Source organism: Burkholderia pseudomultivorans, assembly GCF_001718415.1.
Taxonomy (GTDB): Bacteria; Pseudomonadota; Gammaproteobacteria; order Burkholderiales; family Burkholderiaceae; genus Burkholderia; species Burkholderia pseudomultivorans_A.
The window spans coordinates 691,671-708,983 of sequence record NZ_CP013378.1; the positions used below are offsets into that span (position 1 = coordinate 691,671).

Annotated in this window: 15 protein-coding genes; 13 read left to right on the forward strand and 2 right to left on the reverse strand. The window is 71.8% G+C overall.

What is annotated here, in order from left to right; all coding sequences use genetic code 11:
* Positions 1-104 precede the first annotated feature (104 nt).
* Together WS57_RS15890 and WS57_RS15895 are read left to right on the forward strand one after the other, a co-directional pair.
* The gene (locus tag WS57_RS15890) at positions 105-1,088 is read left to right on the forward strand and encodes an SDR family oxidoreductase (protein WP_069244530.1); all 984 of its coding nucleotides are present in this window, start codon (positions 105-107) and stop codon (positions 1,086-1,088) included.
* 5 nt (positions 1,089-1,093) lie between these two features.
* Entirely contained in the window at positions 1,094-2,872 is a 1,779-nt protein-coding gene (locus WS57_RS15895; protein WP_069245429.1) for a glycoside hydrolase family 15 protein, read from the forward strand.
* Between the two features lie 21 nt (positions 2,873-2,893).
* Here the strand turns inward: WS57_RS15895 and WS57_RS15900 are convergent, their stop codons facing one another.
* Positions 2,894-4,711, reverse strand: coding sequence for a thiamine pyrophosphate-requiring protein (locus WS57_RS15900; protein WP_069244531.1), 1,818 nt, complete (start codon positions 4,709-4,711; stop codon positions 2,894-2,896).
* A gap of 162 nt (positions 4,712-4,873) precedes the next feature.
* On the opposite strand from WS57_RS15900, the gene WS57_RS15905 reads away from it, so the two are divergent.
* From WS57_RS15905 to WS57_RS15950, 10 genes are all read left to right on the forward strand, one after another.
* Complete coding sequence (locus WS57_RS15905) at positions 4,874-5,974, forward strand: enolase C-terminal domain-like protein (RefSeq protein WP_069244532.1); 1,101 nt, start codon at positions 4,874-4,876, stop codon at positions 5,972-5,974.
* Positions 5,975-5,991: 17 nt separating this feature from the next.
* Positions 5,992-6,846, forward strand: coding sequence for a hypothetical protein (locus WS57_RS15910; RefSeq protein ID WP_060249072.1), 855 nt, complete (start codon positions 5,992-5,994; stop codon positions 6,844-6,846).
* Positions 6,843-7,490 carry a gluconate 2-dehydrogenase subunit 3 family protein gene (locus WS57_RS15915; RefSeq protein ID WP_038455817.1) on the forward strand — a complete coding sequence of 216 codons (648 nt, stop codon included), beginning with the start codon at positions 6,843-6,845 and terminating at the stop codon, positions 7,488-7,490. Before WS57_RS15910 ends, WS57_RS15915 begins: the two co-directional genes overlap by 4 nt.
* Positions 7,480-9,150: a GMC family oxidoreductase gene (locus tag WS57_RS15920; protein ID WP_069244533.1), complete on the forward strand. Its 1,671-nt coding sequence runs from the start codon at positions 7,480-7,482 to the stop codon at positions 9,148-9,150. The genes WS57_RS15915 and WS57_RS15920 overlap by 11 nt, the downstream gene beginning before the upstream one ends.
* 103 nt (positions 9,151-9,253) lie before the next feature.
* Positions 9,254-9,637, forward strand: coding sequence for a DUF305 domain-containing protein (locus tag WS57_RS15925; RefSeq protein WP_009687072.1), 384 nt, complete (start codon positions 9,254-9,256; stop codon positions 9,635-9,637).
* 122 nt (positions 9,638-9,759) lie between these two features.
* Positions 9,760-10,275 (forward strand): low affinity iron permease family protein, encoded by a 516-nt coding sequence (locus tag WS57_RS15930; protein ID WP_009687071.1) that lies wholly within the window; start codon positions 9,760-9,762, stop codon positions 10,273-10,275.
* A 274-nt stretch (positions 10,276-10,549) separates the two neighbouring features.
* Positions 10,550-11,035 carry a hypothetical protein gene (locus WS57_RS15935; protein WP_009687070.1) on the forward strand — a complete coding sequence of 162 codons (486 nt, stop codon included), beginning with the start codon at positions 10,550-10,552 and terminating at the stop codon, positions 11,033-11,035.
* A gap of 101 nt (positions 11,036-11,136) precedes the next feature.
* Positions 11,137-12,495 carry an HlyD family secretion protein gene (locus WS57_RS15940; protein WP_069244534.1) on the forward strand — a complete coding sequence of 453 codons (1,359 nt, stop codon included), beginning with the start codon at positions 11,137-11,139 and terminating at the stop codon, positions 12,493-12,495.
* Between the two features lie 94 nt (positions 12,496-12,589).
* Positions 12,590-14,182: a DHA2 family efflux MFS transporter permease subunit gene (locus tag WS57_RS15945; protein WP_059517905.1), complete on the forward strand. Its 1,593-nt coding sequence runs from the start codon at positions 12,590-12,592 to the stop codon at positions 14,180-14,182.
* A 1-nt stretch (position 14,183) separates the two neighbouring features.
* Entirely contained in the window at positions 14,184-15,869 is a 1,686-nt protein-coding gene (locus tag WS57_RS15950; RefSeq protein WP_069244535.1) for an efflux transporter outer membrane subunit, read from the forward strand.
* Positions 15,870-15,912: 43 nt separating this feature from the next.
* Here WS57_RS15950 and WS57_RS15955 read toward each other — a convergent pair whose 3' ends face one another.
* Positions 15,913-16,476 carry a GNAT family N-acetyltransferase gene (locus WS57_RS15955; RefSeq protein WP_059517909.1) on the reverse strand — a complete coding sequence of 188 codons (564 nt, stop codon included), beginning with the start codon at positions 16,474-16,476 and terminating at the stop codon, positions 15,913-15,915.
* Positions 16,477-16,918: 442 nt separating this feature from the next.
* Here WS57_RS15955 and WS57_RS15960 point away from each other — a divergent pair, with 442 nt between their 5' ends.
* A complete protein-coding gene (locus WS57_RS15960) occupies positions 16,919-17,263 on the forward strand; it encodes a zinc ribbon domain-containing protein YjdM (RefSeq protein ID WP_009687171.1) in 345 nt (114 codons plus the stop codon).
* The last annotated feature ends 50 nt before the right edge of the window (positions 17,264-17,313 follow it).

Below are 17,313 nucleotides of genomic sequence, written 5' to 3' on the forward strand. Positions count from 1 at the left end.
GCTGCGGCATGGCGCTTGCTACGGCGATCGCGTGGCGGCGCGCCGTCCGCGCACGACGAAGGCGGCGACAGGCGCGGCTGCCGTGCACATCGGGAGGACACCCCATGAAGACCGTCGCGATCACCGGCGCGAGCGCCGGCGTCGGCCGTGCGACCGCCCACGCGTTCGCGCGGCGCGGTGCGGACGTCGCGCTGCTCGCGCGCGATCCGGGCGCGCTGGACGACACCGCGAGCGAAGTGCGCGCGTACGGCGTGCGCGCGCTGCCGATCGCCGTCGATGTCGCCGATGCGGCCGCACTCGACGCGGCGGCCTCGCGGATCGAAACCGAACTCGGCCCGCTCGACGTGTGGGTCAACAATGCGATGGCGACCGTGTTCGCGCCGTTCGACGAGATCTCGCCGGAAGACTTCGCGCGGGTGACCGAAGTGACCTATCTCGGCTGCGTCTACGGCACGCGCGCGGCGCTCGCGCGGATGTCCGCGCGCAATCGCGGCACGATCGTGCAGGTCGGCTCGGCGCTCGCGTATCGATCGATTCCGTTGCAGGCGCCTTACTGCGGCGCGAAGCATGCGATCCGCGGCTTCACCGACGCGCTGCGCTGCGAGCTGCTGCATGCGCACAGCCGCGTGCACGTGACGATGGTGCAGCTGCCTGCGATCGACACGCCGCAGTTCGACTGGGCCGAATCGATGCTGCCGCGCGAGCCGCGGCCGGTCGCACCGGTCTACGCGCCGGAAGTCGCGGCCGACGCGATCGTGCGGGCCGCACGTCATCCGACCCGCGAGCGCTGGGTCGGCTGGTCGTCGCTGGCCGCGATCGTCGCGAACGGAATCGCGCCGGGCTGCTTCGATCGCTATCTCGCGCAGACGGCCGTGCGCGCCCAGCAGCGCGCCGAGCCGGCCGGCCCGCGCGCGTCGAACCTGTGGGAAAGCGTACCGGGCCGGCATGCGACGCGCGGTGCGTTCGGCGACGAAGCGCACCGCACCGGCGCGACGGCGAGCCTCGGCGCCACGCGCGCGCTGGCGCTCGGCGCGATCGTCGCGGTATGTGCGGCCGGCGTCGCCGTCGCGCGGCGGCTGGGCCGGTGAGCGCGATGCGGATCGAGGACTACGCACTGATCGGCGACGGCCGCAGCGCCGCGCTCGTCGCGCGCGACGGCAGCATCGACTGGCTGTGCTGGCCGGACTTCGACTCGCCGCCCTGCTTCGCGGCGCTGGTCGGCACGCCCGACAACGGCCGCTTCCGGATCGCGCCGCGCGGGCCGGGCGTGCGTGCGACGCGGCGCTACCTGCCCGGCACCGCGATCCTCGAAACGACCTTCGATACGCCATCGGGACGCATCGTGCTCAGCGACTGGATGAGCTGGGCCGCGCCCGAGCCGTGCCTGATCCGCAGCGTGCGCGGCGAGCGCGGGACGGTCGATCTCGACGTCGATCTCGGCGTGCGCTTCGACTACGGCCGCGCGCTGCCGTGGTGCCGCCGCTTCGGACGACGCTGGCGGATGATGACGGGCGGCGACGCGATGTGGCTCGACACCGATGCGCCGCTGGAGGTCGAAAGCGACCGGCTGGTCGGCACGCCGCGCATCGCGGCTGGCGAGCGGCTCGACTTCTGCATCGGTTATGCGCGCTCCTACGACCGTGCGCCGCCGCTGCCCGACGCGTATGCGTCGCTGCGCGACACGCATGCGTTCTGGCGCGCCTGGGTCGCGCGCAACACGGCCGACGGGCCGCACCGCGACGCGATCGAGCGCGCGCTGATCACGGTGAAGCTGTTGTCGAGCGTGCGTACCGGCGGGATCGTCGCGGCGCCGACGAGCTCGTTGCCGGAGCGCTTCGGCGGCGCCCGCAACTGGGACTACCGGTTCTGCTGGCTGCGCGACGCGAGCTTCACGCTGCGTGCGCTGGTGCGCTGCGGCTATCGCGACGAGGCCGCGCGCTGGCGCGACTGGCTGGTGCGCGCGATCGCCGATCATCCGTCGCAGCTGCAGGTGCTGTACGCGGCCGACGGCGGCCGCCGCGCGGACGAATGGACGGCCGATCACCTGGCCGGCTACGAAGGCGCGCGGCCGGTCCGGTTCGGCAACGCGGCGGCCGAGCAGCAGCAGCTCGACGTGTATGGCGAAGTGCTCGGCGCGCTGTACCAGGCGCGCCGTCACGGCCTTGCGCCCGACGACAATGCGTGGACGCTCGAGCGGCGCCTGCTCGAACACCTCGCGACGATCTGGCGCGAGCCGGACGAGGGTATCTGGGAAGTGCGCAGCGGCCGGCAGTCGTTTACGTCGTCGAAGGTGATGGTGTGGGCCGCCGTCGAGAGCGCGTACCGTTCCGCGCGCGCGTTCGGCCATCGCGCGCCGCTCGACGTGTGGCGGCGCTGGGCCGACGCGATTCGCGCGGACGTGCTCGCGCACGGCTACGACGCGCGGCTCGGCCGCTTCGTCGACCGCTTCGGCGGCGACGGGCTCGACGCGAGCCTGCTGCTGATCCCGCTGACCGGGCTGCTCGATGCGCGCGATCCGCGCGTCGCGGCAACCGTCGCCGCGATCGAGCGCGAACTGGTCGAAGGCGACCTGCTGTTCCGCTATCGGCCGCCGCGCTTTGCCGACGGCTGCGAGGGCGAGGAGGGCGCGTTCGTCGCGGCCGGCTTCTGGCTCGTGCAGGTCTACCGGATGCAGCATCGCGAGCGCGACGCGCACGCGCTGTTCGACCGGCTGCTCGGGCTGCGCAACGATGTCGGGCTGCTGGCCGAGGAGTACGACGTGCATGCGCGGCGCATGTGCGGCAATTTCCCGTTCACGCTCGGGCAGGTCGGACTCATCAATGCGGCGCTCGCGCTGCACGGAAACGGGCGCGACGACGTCGACATCGACTGACGTTGCGCGCCCGCGCGCGTGTCACGAATCGGACTTGCCGCGATGCTCGCCGTTGCCCGGCAATACGGCCGACAGCACCTGTCGCGCGGTCTCGACGATCACGTTGTGCTCGCGCGCATCGCCCTTCATCAGCATCTGCGCGAAATGCCTGGCCTGCTGCAGCGTCACGTGCGGCGGCAGCGGCGGCACCTCGGGATCGGTCTTCACCTCCAGCACGACCGGCCGGTCGGCGGCGAGCGCCTGGTCCCACGCGGTGCCGAGCTGCGACGCATCGTCGACGTAGATGCCCTGCAGGCCGAGCAGCGTCGCGAAGCGGTGGTACGGCACGTTCGGGATCTGCTGCGACGCGTCGAACTTCGGGTCGCCTTCCATCACGCGCTGCTCCCACGTGACCTGGTTCAGGTCCTCGTTGTTCAGCACCATGCAGATCCAGCGCGGATTGGTCCACTGCCGCCAGTACTTGGCGACCGTGATCAGCTCGGCCATGTTGTTCATCTGCATCGCGCCGTCGCCGACCATCGCGATCACCGGCCGCACCGGATGCGCGAACTTCGCCGCGATCGCATACGGCACCGCGGCGCCCATCGACGCGAGCCCGCCCGACAGCGACGCCATCATCCCGCGCCGCATCATCAGGTCGCGCGCGAACCAGTTCGCGCACGAGCCGGAGTCGCTGGTCAGGATCACGTCGTCGGGCAGGCGCGGCGACAGCTCGGTAAACACGCGCTGCGGATTCACGCCGCGCCCCGGGCTCGCCTTCGCGGCCGCGCGTTCGGCGAGCGTGTCGCGCCACGCCGTGTTCCAGCGCGCGATCCGCTCGCGCCATGCGGGGTCGGGGCGTTCGTTCAGCAGCGGCAGCAGCGCGCGCAAGGTCTCCGCGCTGTCGCCGACCAGATTGACTTCCATCGGATAGCGCAGGCTCAGCATGTCGGCCTTCAGGTCGATCTGCACGCCGCGCGCCTGGCCCTCCTTCGGCAGGAATTCCGAATACGGGAACCCCGAGCCGACGACCAGCAGCGTGTCGCATTCGGTCATCAGCTCGTAGCTCGGCTTCGTGCCGAGCAGGCCGATCGGGCCCGTGACCCACGGCAGGTCGTCGGGCAGCGCGGCCTTGCCGAGCAGCGCCTTCGCGGCGCCCGCGCCGAGCCGGTCGGCCACCGCGATCACCTCGTCGGTGGCGCCGAGCGCGCCCGCGCCGACCAGCAGCGCGACTTTCGAGCCCGCATTGAGCACGTCGGCCGCGCGCCGCAGGTCGTCGGCATAGGGCACCACCTTCGGCGCCGTGTAGCCGATGCCCGAATGCAGGGTGCCGTGCGCGCGTTTCGGCGGCGCGTAGTCGAGTTCCTGCAGGTCGTTCGGCAGCACCAGCGCCGTCACCGTGCGCGCGCCGAGCGCGGTGCGCACCGCGCGATCGACGAGGTGCCGCACCTGGCCCGGCACCGTCGCCATCTGCACGAACGCGCCCGCGACGTCCTTGTACAGCGCGGCGAGATCGACTTCCTGCTGGTAGTGGCCGCCGAGCGCCGCACGCGCCTGCTGGCCGACGATCGCGAGCACCGGCATGTGGTCGAGCCGCGCGTCGTACAGGCCCGTCACCAGATGCGAGGCGCCGGGGCCGGAGGTCGCGACGCACACGCCGAGCTCGCCTGTAAATTTTGCATGCGCGGATGCCATGAAGGCCGCCATCTCCTCGTGGCGCGCCTGGATGAATTCGATCCTGCCCTCGGCGCGCGCCAGCGCGCCGAAGAAGCCGTTGATGCCGTCGCCCGGGTAGCCGTACAGGCGGCGCACGCCCCAGTCGTACAGCCGTTCGACGATGAAATCCGCCACTGTCGCCATGCCGTTTCTCCTTGGTTCGGGATGAGCCGCGCCCGGCCTGCGGTTGCGCGCGGCGATGCGAGCCGAAGGACGCAACGCGCGTGCCGCGCGCCATCGCCGGGCACGCGCGTTGCATGCCCGCGCTGCATGCCGGATGACGGCCCATCTTCCCGGAGTACCGCGATGGCGCTTTCCGCCGCCCCGGCGATCGGCGACGTGCGCGCCCGCGCGTACCGCGTGCCGACCGATCGTCCCGAAGCCGACGGCACGCTCGCGTGGACCGCGACGACGATCGTCGTCGTCGAGATCGACGCGGGGCCCGTGACGGGGCTCGGCTATACGTACACCGACGCCTGCGCCGCGCCGCTCGCGCGCACACTGCTGGCCGACGCGGTGCGCGGCCGCCCGCTCGTCGATATTCCCGCCGCCGTCGACGCGATGTGGCGCGCGGTGCGCAATCTCGGGCGCGGCGGCATCGCGGCGACCGCGATCTCGGCGCTCGACGTCGCGCTGTGGGACGCGAAGGCGAAGCTCGCCGGCGTGCCGCTCGCGAGCCTGCTCGGCCGCCGGCGCGAACGCGTGCCGGTATACGGCAGCGGCGGCTTCACGACCTACGACGCGGGCACGCTCGCCGCGCAGCTCGACGGCTGGCGCAGCGAGGGCGTCGGCGCCTGCAAGATCAAGATCGGCGCGCAGGACGCGCGCGACCCCGCGCGGCTGCGCGTCGCGCGCGACGCGCTCGGCGCCGAGGTCGACCTGTTCGTCGATGCGAACGGCGCCTATGCGCCGCGCACCGCGCTCGCGTTCGCCGACATGGCCGCCGCGTTCGGGATCCGCTGGTTCGAGGAGCCGGTCAGCAGCGACGACGTTGCCGGCCTGCGCTTCGTGCGCGAACGCGTCGATCCGCGCATCGACGTCGCGGCCGGCGAGTACGCGTATGCGCCCGACGATTTCCGGCGTCTGCTGGAGGCCGGCGCGATCGACGTGCTGCAGGCCGACGCGACGCGCTGCGGCGGCGTCAGCGGCTTTCTCGCGGCGGCCGCGCTGGCCGATGCGCATCACGTCGACCTGTCCGCGCATTGCGCGCCCGCGCTGCACCGGCAGGTCGGCTGCGCCGCGCCGCGCCTGCGCCATGTCGAATGGTTTCACGACCATGTGCGCATCGAGCGGATGCTGTTCGACGGCGCGCCGTTCCTGCACGACGGCGCACTCGAGATCGATGCCGCGCGCGCGGGGCTCGGCCTCGAATTCAGGGCCGCCGATGCGGCCGATTACGCGATCTGAGCGAACCAGGAGGAACGATGCGACTTGCCCGACACCGCGCGAGCGACCGCGACGAGCGCCTGCTGCTCGACGCCGCGCGGCTGCTGAACCGCAGCGCGCTGCTGCTGGCCGGCTCGGTGCTGGCCGACAGCGGCGTCGAGCACTACCGCGGCACCTTTCACAATCGCGCGATGATCGCGCCGCTGGTGATGTCGACGCTGTCGGTGATCGCGAGCGTGCACGGTCATGCGGACGATACGCCCGCACGCCATCGGCTGCGCGACGCGGTGCACGTCGCGTCGGCGGCGGCCGGCGTCGCCGGGTCCGCGTTCCATCTGTACAACGTGACGAAGCGCCCGGGCGGCTTCAGCTGGCACAACCTGTTCTACGGCGCACCGCTCGGGGCACCGTTCGCGCTGCTGCTGTCGGGCGCGCTCGGCGCAGCGGGCGAGCGCGTGCGTGCCTGCCCCGGCGACGCGCCGACGCTGGCCGGGCTGCCGGCCGGCCGCGCGCTGGCCGCGCTGGTCGCGGCAGGGCTGGTGGGCACGCTCGGCGAAGTGGGGCTGCTGCATTTTCGCGGCGCGTTCCAGCATCGCGCGATGTTCGCGCCGCTCGTCGTGCCGCCGGTTGCCGCGCTGGCGGCCGCGCAGATTGCGCTGTCGCGACCGCGCGGCGAGCGCCGTTTCTGCCGGATCTGGATGCGCGCGACGACGCTGCTCGGGCTGGTCGGCGTCGCGTTCCACGCGCGCGGCGTCGCGCGCCAGATGGGCGGCTGGCGCAACTGGTCGCAGAACCTGCTGTCGGGGCCGCCGCTGCCCGCGCCGCCGGCGTTTACCGCGCTCGCGATCGCCGGGCTGGCCGCGACCGCGCTGGCCGAGCGGGAGGCGCGATGAACGGTGCGAACGACAAGCCGGTCGCGCTGCCGCGCTATGCGGGCTACGACGTGCTCGCGAAACGCGACACGCCGTCGTGGAACGACGCCACGCGTCGCGCGATCGACGCGCGGCTGAAGGTCGCGGCGACCGCGCCGCGCCATCTCGACGTCGAACGCTTTGCGACGCTCGGCGCGCTGTGTGCGCGCATCGTGCCGTCGGGCGGCGCCGGCGCGGTGCCGACCGCCGCGCTGCTCGACGCGCGGCTCGCCGCGAACGAAGGCGACGGCTTTCGCGACGCGCGCCTGCCGCCGCTGCGCGACGCGTGGCGCATCGGCCTCGCCGCACTCGACGCGATGGCGCAGCGCGCGCACGGCCGCCCGTTCGCGTCGCTCGAGGCCGGCGCCGCCGATACGCTGCTGCACACCGTCCAGCACGGCGAGATCGCCGAGGCGGACCGCCGCGACTGGGCCGGCATGGACCCGCGGGTCTTTTTCGCGAAGCGCGTGCTGATGGATCTGTGCGGCGCGTACTACAGCCATCCGTACGCGTGGAACGAGATCGGTTTCGGCGGCCCGGCGAGTCCGCGCGGCTACGTGCGGATGGACTTCAACCGGCGCGACCCGTGGGAAGCGCGCGTGGAGGGCGACGACGATGGCCGCTGACGATCCGCTGTCCGCGTCGACGCCGCGCGGGCGCGACGGCCGCGCGCCGGACCCGCTGCGCGTCGGCGGCTGGTCGCCGATGCGGATGTTCCGCGACGACGATCCCGTCGACTTCGTGATCGTCGGCACCGGCGCCGGCGGCGGCACGCTCGCGTGCAAGCTCGCCGAGTACGGCTATTCGGTCGTCGCGCTCGATGCGGGCGCATGGTGGCGGCCGCTCGAGGAATTCGCGTCGGACGAGGCGCACCAGCGCAAGCTGTTCTGGACCGACGAACGGATCTGCGACGGCGCCGATCCGCTGACGCTCGGCACCAACAACAGCGGCCGCGCGATCGGCGGCAGCACCGTGCATTTCGCGATGGTGTCGCTGCGCTTTCGGCCCGAATGGTTCCGCTCGCGCAGCGCGCTCGGCTACGGCGTCGACTGGCCGCTCGACTGGCGCGAGATGTGGCGCTACTACCGCGAGGTCGAGCAGGCGCTGAAGATCAGTGGGCCGGTGCGCTATCCGTGGGGGCCGCCGCGCCCGCGCTATCCGTATCGCGCACACGAGCTGAACGCGGCCGCGCTGGTGCTCGCGCGCGGCGCCGAGGCGCTCGGCATCGACTGGACGCCGACGCCGCTCGCGACGCTGTCCGCGCCGCGCGGCCGCGCGCATCCGTGCGTGTATCGCGGCTTCTGCATCGCCGGCTGCGCGACCAATGCGAAGCAGAGCGCGCTCGTCACCTGGATCCCGCGCGCGGTCGCGGCCGGCGCGGAAGTGCGCGATCTCGCGATGGCGCTGCGCATCGAGGCCGAAGGCGAGCGCGTGACCGGCGTGCACTACCGGCGCGACGGCCGCGCGCATTTCCAGCGTGCGCGCAACGTCGTCGTCGCCGGCTACGCGATCGAGACGCCGCGCCTGCTGCTGCTGTCGGCGAACGGGCAGCATCCGCAAGGGCTCGCGAACAGCTCGGGGCTGGTCGGCCGCTATCTGATGGCGCAGCTGAACCAGGCGTCGTGGGGCACGATGGACGACCAGGTGCGCTGGTACAAGGGGCCGCCGTCGCTGTCGCTGACCGAGCACTGGAACTACGCGGATGACGGCAAGGATTTCTTCGGCGGCTATTGCTGGATGAGCCAGGGGCCGCTGCCGGTCGAATGGGCGCGCAAGCTCGCCGCGCGCGGGCTGTGGGGCGACGCGCTGAAGCGCGAGATGGCGCGCTACAACTTCCAGGCGGGGCTGAAGATCGTCGGCGAGACGCTGCCGCGTGCGGACAACCGCGTGACGCTCGCCGACGAGCGCGACGCGTTCGGGCTGCCGGTCGCGCGCGTCACCTATGCATACGACGACAACGACCGGCGGATGATCCGTCATGCCTTCGCGCAGATGGCGCAGTCGCTCGAAGCCGCCGGCGCGCGCGACATCTGGCACGAGCAGGACGACACCTGTCATCTCGCGGGCACCGCGCGAATGGGCGACGATCCGGCGACGAGCGTCGTCGACGCCGATTGCCGCAGCTGGGACATGCCGAACCTGTGGATCTGCGACGGCTCGGTGTTTCCGACCACCGGCGGCGTGAATCCGTCGCTGACGATCCAGGCGATCGCGTGCCGTACCGCCGATCGCATCCGCGCGCTCGTCGCGCGCGGGGAAGGGCATGCCCGCGCGCGGTGGCGCTGAGCGTGCCGGGTGCGGGCCGATGCGCGTCGGCCGCAACCCGCTGCAGCACGATCGGCGAAATGCCGGCGTGACCGCCACCGCGCGATCTTCGAGGAGTCGTTTCATGCAACCGTTCAATCGCCGAACCCTGCGCCGCAGCGCCGCGCTGACGACCTTCGTGGCCTGCGCATCCGCGCTGCCGGCCTCGGCGCAGCTGCGCCCGCCCGATCCCGTCGCCGTTCCCGATACCTCCACGCAGGCGTACCGGCGCGCCGACCGCAAGATGATGGAAGCGATGGACGACGCGCGTTACACCGGCGACGCCGATCGCGATTTCGTCGCGCATATGGCGCCGCATCACCAGGGCGCGATCGACATGGCGCAGGTCGAGCTGAAATACGGGAAGGATCCGGCGATGCGTCAGCTCGCGAGCCGGATCGTGGCCGCGCAGCGCGACGAGATCGCGCAGATGGAGCGCTGGCAGAAGCAGCACGGCGCGGCGCGGTAGGCGCCTGCGGGCACGATCGATGCTTGTTCGCTCGCCGGCAGCGGGCTGGCTTGGTGTCCGGTGCCGTGCGCGGCGCCCGGTCCGGCGCCGTGTGCCGCGATCCATCGCATCCGGGAGGCGTCATGCGTGAATCGAACGATCCATCCGGCGTCCGGCCGGACCTCAACGAGCAGGACGACACCCGGCCATGCGCGCCGGCGCAGCCCGTCACCCGGGCGTTCGAGCGCTTCGCGTCGGGCGTGACGGTCTGGGCCGGTTCGCCGATCGCGTTCGGCTCGGCCGTCGCGGTGACCGTGGCGTGGCTCGTCAGCGGGCCGCTGTTCCACTACTCGGATGCGTGGCAGCTCGTCATCAATACCGGTACGACGATCATCACGTTCCTGATGGTGTTTCTGCTGCAGCGGAACCAGAACCGCGACAGCGTCGCGCTGCACCTGAAGCTCGACGAACTGGTCGCTGCGACGCGTTCGGCCAGCGACCGGCTGATCGGCATCGAGGACGCGTCCGAAGACGAGCTGACGCGGCTCGCGCAGGCTTACCAGAAGCTGGCGAAGCGCGCCGGTGCGCGCGAGAATGAGGTCGACGTCGAGCACCGCGCGCGCGACACGGCCGACGATCTGCCGGCCGACGCGGCGTGACGTGCGCATGGCGATGCGGCCATCGATCCCGGTTTATTGCACGACGGTCACTGTCCGCATTTTTCAAGCCATTGTCATTTCGTTCACGGCGCCGCGCCGGTTCGATGCCGCGCCGGAATCCGCTTCCGGCGCGCGCCGCCGCCGGCGCGGAAATGCGGTCCGTCGCTTCGCCGGGCCGCTCCGCCGGCGGACGGCCCGCGGTCGATCCACTACGCCGTGCGGGCAGCACGCTTGCGCACGACGTGCAACCCGCACCCAGCAAGGGAGGCAAGCCATGGCCGACGAACGCCCGCTTCATGATGTCCCGCCCTCGCCGACGGAGCCCGGCGCGCACGACGCGCTCGAGCATCTGCTCGGCAGCCTGCACCGGCACGGCTTCCTGCGCATCGCGAACGACGTCGTCAGCGCGAACGCGCGGATCGCCGAAGTGCTCGTCGATACGCTCGACAAGCCCGGCATGCAGACCGGCGTGCAGAATCTCGCGATGCTGGTGATGGCGCTGTCGCGCGTGCCGCCCGAGCAGTTCGGCAAGGTCGCGTTCGCGGCCGCCGATGCGCTGCATCATGTCGGCGCATGGCAGCCGTCGCAGCACGAGCACGTCGCGCCCGGCGTGCGCGGCGCGTACCGGCTGCTGCACGACGATGCGCTGTGGGAAGCGCTCACGCCGCTGCTGGAAGGGCTGAAGATGTTCGCGCAAGGCCTCGCGCGCGAACCGGAGGCGCCGATCGCCGCGGTCAGCGGCAAGGCGAAGGGCGAGTAGCGGCATCGGGCACGCCGCCGGGCGCGTCGCTTGCTCCGATCGCCGGCGATGAGGCCGGCGCATCGCGAGACGCGCGCGGCCGCCGACTGGAGCGCCGTTCGATGTCCGATGTCACCGTGTCCCTGTTGCCTGTTCGCGCGCGCAATCGCGCCGCGTCGCCGCGTGCGCCGTCGTGCGGCGACACGTGGCGCACGGCCGACGCGCCGGCCGGCCGGCGCAGCGCCGATCCCGTGCCGTCGATGCGCGCGCGAGCGGGCGACGGCGGCACGGACCACGGCAACGGCGCGCCCGACGGATCGCATCGCGGCGACGAGCGTCGCACCGACGCGCCCGGCGGCGGTGGCGGAGACGATCATCCGCACGACGATCGCGGCGGCCGCACCGGCGGCGACGGAGACGGCTCCGGCGACGGCGGCGAGCGCAAGCGGCCGGGCCGCAAGCCGCTGATCATCCTCGGCGCGGTGCTGGTCGTGCTGGTCATAGGCGCGCTGGTCTGGTGGCTCATGACGCGCAACCAGGAAAGCACCGACGACGCGTACACCGACGGCAACGCGGTAAGCGTTGCGCCGCACGTGTCGGGCTACGTGACGCGCCTCGCCGTCGACGACAACAGCTTCGTGCATCGCGGCGACCTGCTGGTCGCGATCGATCCGCGCGACTATCGCGCGCAGGTCGACGCGGCGCAGGCGCAGCTCGGCCTTGCGCAGGCGCAGCTCGACGCGGCGCGCGTGCAGCTCGACATCGCGCGCGTGCAGTACCCCGCGCAGTACCGGCAGGCGCGCGCGCAGATCGAATCGGCCGAAGCCGCGTATCGCCAGGCGTACGCCGCGCAGGAGCGGCAGCGCGCGGTCGATGCGCGCGCAACGTCGCAGCAGGCGATCGATGCGGCCGATGCGCAGCGCGCGACCGCCGATGCGAACGTCGCGATGGCGCAAGCGCAGGCGCGCACCGCGAGCCTCGTGCCGCAGCAGATCCGGCAGGCCGAGACGGCGGTCGAGGAGCGCCGCCAGCAGGTGCTGCAGGCGCGCGCGCAGCTCGAGCAGGCCGAGCTGAACCTGTCGTACTGCGAGATGCGCGCGCCGTCCGACGGCTGGGTCACGCGACGCAACGTGCAGCTCGGCTCGTTCCTGCAGCCCGGCACGGTGATCTTCTCGATCGTCACGCCGCGCGTGTGGATCACCGCGAACTTCAAGGAATCGCAGCTAGAACGGATGCGCATCGGCGATCGCGTCGACGTATCGGTCGACGCGTATCCCGATCTCGATCTGCACGGCCGCGTCGACAGCATCCAGCTCGGCAGCGGCGCGCGCTTCTCGGCGTTTCCGGCCGAGAACGCGACCGGCAATTTCGTGAAGATCGTGCAGCGCGTGCCGGTGAAGATCGTGCTCGACGGTCCGCCGCCGCGCAATCCGCCGCTCGGCCTCGGCCTGTCGGTCGAGCCGACCGTCCACCTGAAATGACCGGCCGTCGACGCGCCGCGCGGCGGCCGGCAGCCAACCGGAGCCCATCGATGCCCGACATCCCTGCGCCGTTCGTTTCCGGCAGGGCCCGCCGATGAACCGGCCGCCCGACCGACCGGCGTCGCCCGACGGCGGCTGGCGGCCGGCCGCGAACCCGTGGCTGGTCGCGATCGTCGTCACGCTTGCCGCGTTCATGGAAGTGCTCGACACGACCATCGTCAACGTCGCGCTGCCGCATATCGCCGGCACGATGTCGGCGAGCTACGACGAGGCGACCTGGACGCTGACCTCGTACCTGGTCGCGAACGGCATCGTGCTGCCGATTTCCGGCTTTCTCGGGCGCCTGTTCGGCCGCAAGCGCTATTTCGTGATCTGCATCGCCGCGTTCACGGTCTGCTCGTTCCTGTGCGGCGTCGCGACCAACCTCGGTGAACTGATCGTGTTCCGCGTGCTGCAGGGGTTGTTCGGCGGCGGCCTGCAGCCGAACCAGCAGTCGATCATCCTCGACACGTTTCCGCCCGAGCAGCGCAACCGCGCGTTCTCGATCTCGGCGGTCGCGATCGTCGTCGCGCCGGTGCTCGGGCCGACGCTCGGCGGCTGGATCACCGATCATTTCTCGTGGCGCTGGGTGTTCCTGCTGAACGTGCCGATCGGCGTGCTGACGGTGCTCGCCGTGATGCAGCTGGTCGAGGATCCGCCGTGGCGACGCGGCGCGACGCGCGGCCTGAGCATCGACTACGTCGGGATCGGGCTGATCGCGATCGGGCTCGGCTGCCTGCAGGTGATGCTCGATCGCGGCGAGGACGATGACTGGTTCGGCTCGACCTTCATCCGGATCTTCGCGGCGCTGTCGGCGCTCGGCCTCGTCGGCGCGACGCTGTGGCTGCTGCGCACCAGGCGGCCGGTCGTCGATCTGTCGTGCCTGCGCGACCGCAACTTCGCGCTCGGCTGCGTGACGATCGCGACGTTCGCGGCCGTGCTGTACGGCAGCGCGGTGATCGTGCCGCAGCTTGCGCAGCAGCATCTCGGCTATACGGCCACGCTCGCCGGCCTCGTGCTGTCGCCGGGCGCGCTGCTGATCACGCTCGAGATCCCGCTGGTGAGCCGCCTGATGCCCCACGTGCAGACGCGCTATCTGGTCGGCTTCGGCTTCGTGCTGCTCGCGGCCGCGCTCGCGTATTCGCGCCTGCTCGTGCCCGACATCGACTACCGGCATCTCGTGATGATCCGCTGCGCGCAGTCGCTCGCGATCGGCTTCATGTTCGTGCCGATCACGACGCTCGCGTACCTGACCGTGCCGCAGCGGCTCAACGACGACGCGTCCGCGTTGTTCACGATGTTCCGCAACGTCGCGGGCTCGATCGGCATCTCGGTGTCCACCGCGCTGATCCGCGAGCGTACGCAGGCGCGCATGGCGCATCTGTCCGTGCATGCGTCGCCGCTGTCGCAGAACTTCCAGGATGCGCTGCACGACAATGCGCGCGCGATCGGCGAGCTCTCCGGCAGCCCGCCGGCCGCCGCGCTGCAGACGGCCACCGGGCGGCTGTACGAAACCTTCATCTCGCAGGCGACGATCCTCGCGTATATCGACGTGTTCGCGCTGCTCGCGGTGTTCTGCGCCGCCTGCATTCCGCTGACGTTCCTGTTTACGCCGGCGAAGGCCGCGCGCGGCGCGGGAGGGCATTGAGATGAACGTGCACGCCGCTCGTCGTTGTCCGCCGCGCGCGGTGCGCAGGCTCGCCGGCGCGCTCGCGGCCGGCGCGGCGCTGGCCGCCTGTACCGTCGGGCCCGATTTCAGGCCGCCGCAGGCCGACGTGCCGGCAGGCTGGCACGACCTGCGCGCGGCGGACGCCGCCGCTGCGGCGCCCGCTTCGGCCGCCTCCGCATCGCAGGCGCCGCGCACGTCGTCGCCGGTGACCGACGCCGATCCCGACCCGCGCTGGTGGCGCGCGTTCGGCGATCCGCTGCTCGACCGGCTCGTCGAACGCGCAGCGCGCGACAACCTCGACGTGCAGGCGGCGGTGACGCGCATCGCGCAGGCGCGCGCGCAGGTGCGCGCGGCCGCCGCGCAGGGCCTGCCGGACGTGCGTGCGAGCGCGAGCTATCAGCGCGAGCAGCTCGGCGTAAAAGGCATCGTCGAGGACAGCGGGCTCGACCAGCGGGTCGATCGGCTCGGCGCGCCGGGCTCGCCGCTCGACCGCTTCGGGCCCGGCACCGGCGCGAGCGCGCAGCAGGGCGCGCGCGGCGCACTCGATGCGCTCGAAGCGCCGGTCAATCTGTGGCAGGCCGGGTTCGACGCGTCGTGGGAGCTCGATCTGTTCGGGCGCGTGCGGCGTTCGGTCGAGGCGGCCGGTGCGCAGGCGAGCGCGGCCGTCGCGAGCCGCGACGACGCGCTGCTGTCGCTCGAGGCCGAGGTTGCGCAAACCTATCTGCAACTGCGCGGCGCGCAGGCCGAACGCGCGCTGACCGACGAGCTCGCGCGCTCGCAGCGCGAACTGCTCGACCTGACGCGCGAGCAGGCCGCGCACGGCCTCGCGAGCGATCTCGACGTGCGCAGCGCCGACGCGCGCCTCGCGCAGATCCGTGCGCAGGTGCCGCAATTCGACCAGCAGATCGCGCTGTTGAGAAACGGGCTCGCGTATCTGGTCGGCGGCGCGCCCGGCGCGCTCGACGACTGGCTCGACACGCCCGGCGCACTGCCGCGCGTGCCGCCCGCGGTGCCGGTCGGGCTGCCGTCGACGCTCGCGCGCCGCCGCCCCGACATCCGGCGCGCGGAGGCCGAGCTGCATGCGGCGACCGCCGACGTCGGCGTCGCGGTCGCGCAGTTCTATCCGGACGTGTCGCTGACGGGGCAGGTCGGCCTGCGCTCGACGCACGTGCGCGAGCTGGCGCACTGGTCGCACCTGTTCTATGCGTTCGGGCCGGCCGTGTCGCTGCCGATCTTCTCCGGCGGCGCGCTGGTGTCGAACCTGCGGCTGTCCCGCGCGCGCGAGGCCGAAGCGGCGCTCGCCTACCGGCAGGCCGTGCTCGTCGCGCTGCGCGACGTCGACAATGCGCTGGCCGTCTATCGCACCGACCAGACGCGCGCGGCGGCGCTCGACGATGCGGTGCGCGCCGAGCAGGGCGCGCTCGATCTCGCGCGCGACCGTTACCGGAAAGGGCTGTCGCCGTTCCTCGACGTGCTCGACGCCGAGCGGCAGTGGTCGGAGGGGCGACAACAGGCGGTGCAGGGCGCGCTGCAGACGACCACCGACCTCGTCGCGCTGTACAAGGCGCTCGGCGGCGGCTGGCAGGCGGGCGGCGAGTCGGCCGACGCCGGCGCGCGCGCGGATGCGGCAGCCGTCGGCGCGAGCGCGTCGCGACAGGTGCGATAGCGCGGCAGCGGGCGCGATGCGACGGGCGCCGCGGCGCGTGCGCTCAGCGGCACGCGCGCGAAAACAGCAGCGAATCGGCGTCGTTGAAGCGGATGCGCACCGGATCGGCGTAGCCGGCTTTCTCCGCGACGCGGATCGACGCGACGTTGGTCGGCGCGATCAGGCAGACGCTGCGTTCGAACCGGTGCTGCGCGTCGAGCCACGCGAGCGCATGCGTCAGCGCTTCGGTCGCATAGCCTTTGCCGTGCGCCCAGCTCGCGAGCGCCCAGCCCGCTTCCGGCACGCCGCGAATCGACGGCTCGACCGCGCGATGAAAATCGGCGAAACCGAGATCGCCGACGTAGCGTCCCGACGCCTTTTCGCGGATCGCCCAGTAGCCGTACCCGAGCAGCGGCCATAGCCCGCGATACGCGAGCAGGCGCATCCACGAGTCGCGCGGCGTCGACGGCTGGCCGTTGAAGATGTGCGCGACGACGCGCGGTTCCGTCCACATCGCCGCGAGCGCATCGAAGTCGCCGAGCGGATGGCCGGCGAGGACGAGGCGCGGCGTATCGAGAACGGGCGGGGCGGAAACGGGCGGCAGGGCGTTCGTCATCGGGCGTTCCATCGGCAGGAAAGGGCGGCGCGCGAAGCCGTCGCGCGCCGGGTGCCGAAACGATACCGCAGAAACGGCGTCGCGGCCGTCACCGCCGCGAGCCTTGCAGAACCCATGGGGGCCGATGCGAAGTGTGTTGCGATCGCTGCGTTCGATCGCGGCCCCGGTAGCGGGGATGGCTGGAAGAAGCCGAAAGTCGGCATCCGTTGATTCGGGGCGACGCCACTTTAGAAGCGCAGGCTGCGCCGCATGAGATCGGACAGGTGCAATGCATCCGCTCATCGAAACATGTCGCCATCCCCGCGGAAGCCGCTGCCAAGTGCGGTGAAAATCGTCGATGCGAAGATGGTAATGCGTGGGTAACAATATGTGTATTGTATTATAATGTTCGACATTTTCCGTCCGGCGTGGCTCTTTTGCCGGCTGGCTCGAAACCCTCCCAATGGAAGCTGCAATGAACGTCGCCCCTTCATGTCCGCAATGCGCGATGGAAAACACCTACCCGGACGGCATGCTGTACGTATGCGCGGACTGCGGTCATGAATGGTCGCCGGGCACCGCCGCCGAAGCGGACGATGAGTCGGCCCGCGATATCGTGAAGGACGCGAACGGCAACGTGCTGTCGGACGGCGATTCGGTCGTGCTGATCAAGGATTTGCGCGTCAAGGGTTCGTCGATCACGCTGAAGATGGGCACGAAGGTCAGGAGCATCCGCGTCGTCGGCGGCGATCACGAGATCGACTGCCGGACGGACGCCGGCAGCTTCATGCTCAAGGCCTGTTTCCTGAAGAAGGTCTGATGAACGCGCTCGCCGGGCAGGATCGCGTCGGCCGCGGGGCAACGGGCGCA

What these genes read in the sequence shown, in the direction of transcription:
- WS57_RS15890 (WP_069244530.1), top strand. Translation starts at nt 105, where the DNA reads ATGAAGACCGTCGCGATCACCGGCGCGAGCGCCGGCGTCGGCCGTGCG.
- WS57_RS15895 (WP_069245429.1), top strand. Translation starts at nt 1,094, where the DNA reads ATGCGGATCGAGGACTACGCACTGATCGGCGACGGCCGCAGCGCCGCG.
- WS57_RS15900 (WP_069244531.1), bottom strand. Translation starts at nt 4,711, where the DNA reads ATGGCGACAGTGGCGGATTTCATCGTCGAACGGCTGTACGACTGGGGC.
- WS57_RS15905 (WP_069244532.1), top strand. Translation starts at nt 4,874, where the DNA reads ATGGCGCTTTCCGCCGCCCCGGCGATCGGCGACGTGCGCGCCCGCGCG.
- WS57_RS15910 (WP_060249072.1), top strand. Translation starts at nt 5,992, where the DNA reads ATGCGACTTGCCCGACACCGCGCGAGCGACCGCGACGAGCGCCTGCTG.
- WS57_RS15915 (WP_038455817.1), top strand. Translation starts at nt 6,843, where the DNA reads ATGAACGGTGCGAACGACAAGCCGGTCGCGCTGCCGCGCTATGCGGGC.
- WS57_RS15920 (WP_069244533.1), top strand. Translation starts at nt 7,480, where the DNA reads ATGGCCGCTGACGATCCGCTGTCCGCGTCGACGCCGCGCGGGCGCGAC.
- WS57_RS15925 (WP_009687072.1), top strand. Translation starts at nt 9,254, where the DNA reads ATGCAACCGTTCAATCGCCGAACCCTGCGCCGCAGCGCCGCGCTGACG.
- WS57_RS15930 (WP_009687071.1), top strand. Translation starts at nt 9,760, where the DNA reads ATGCGTGAATCGAACGATCCATCCGGCGTCCGGCCGGACCTCAACGAG.
- WS57_RS15935 (WP_009687070.1), top strand. Translation starts at nt 10,550, where the DNA reads ATGGCCGACGAACGCCCGCTTCATGATGTCCCGCCCTCGCCGACGGAG.
- WS57_RS15940 (WP_069244534.1), top strand. Translation starts at nt 11,137, where the DNA reads ATGTCCGATGTCACCGTGTCCCTGTTGCCTGTTCGCGCGCGCAATCGC.
- WS57_RS15945 (WP_059517905.1), top strand. Translation starts at nt 12,590, where the DNA reads ATGAACCGGCCGCCCGACCGACCGGCGTCGCCCGACGGCGGCTGGCGG.
- WS57_RS15950 (WP_069244535.1), top strand. Translation starts at nt 14,184, where the DNA reads ATGAACGTGCACGCCGCTCGTCGTTGTCCGCCGCGCGCGGTGCGCAGG.
- WS57_RS15955 (WP_059517909.1), bottom strand. Translation starts at nt 16,476, where the DNA reads ATGGAACGCCCGATGACGAACGCCCTGCCGCCCGTTTCCGCCCCGCCC.
- WS57_RS15960 (WP_009687171.1), top strand. Translation starts at nt 16,919, where the DNA reads ATGAACGTCGCCCCTTCATGTCCGCAATGCGCGATGGAAAACACCTAC.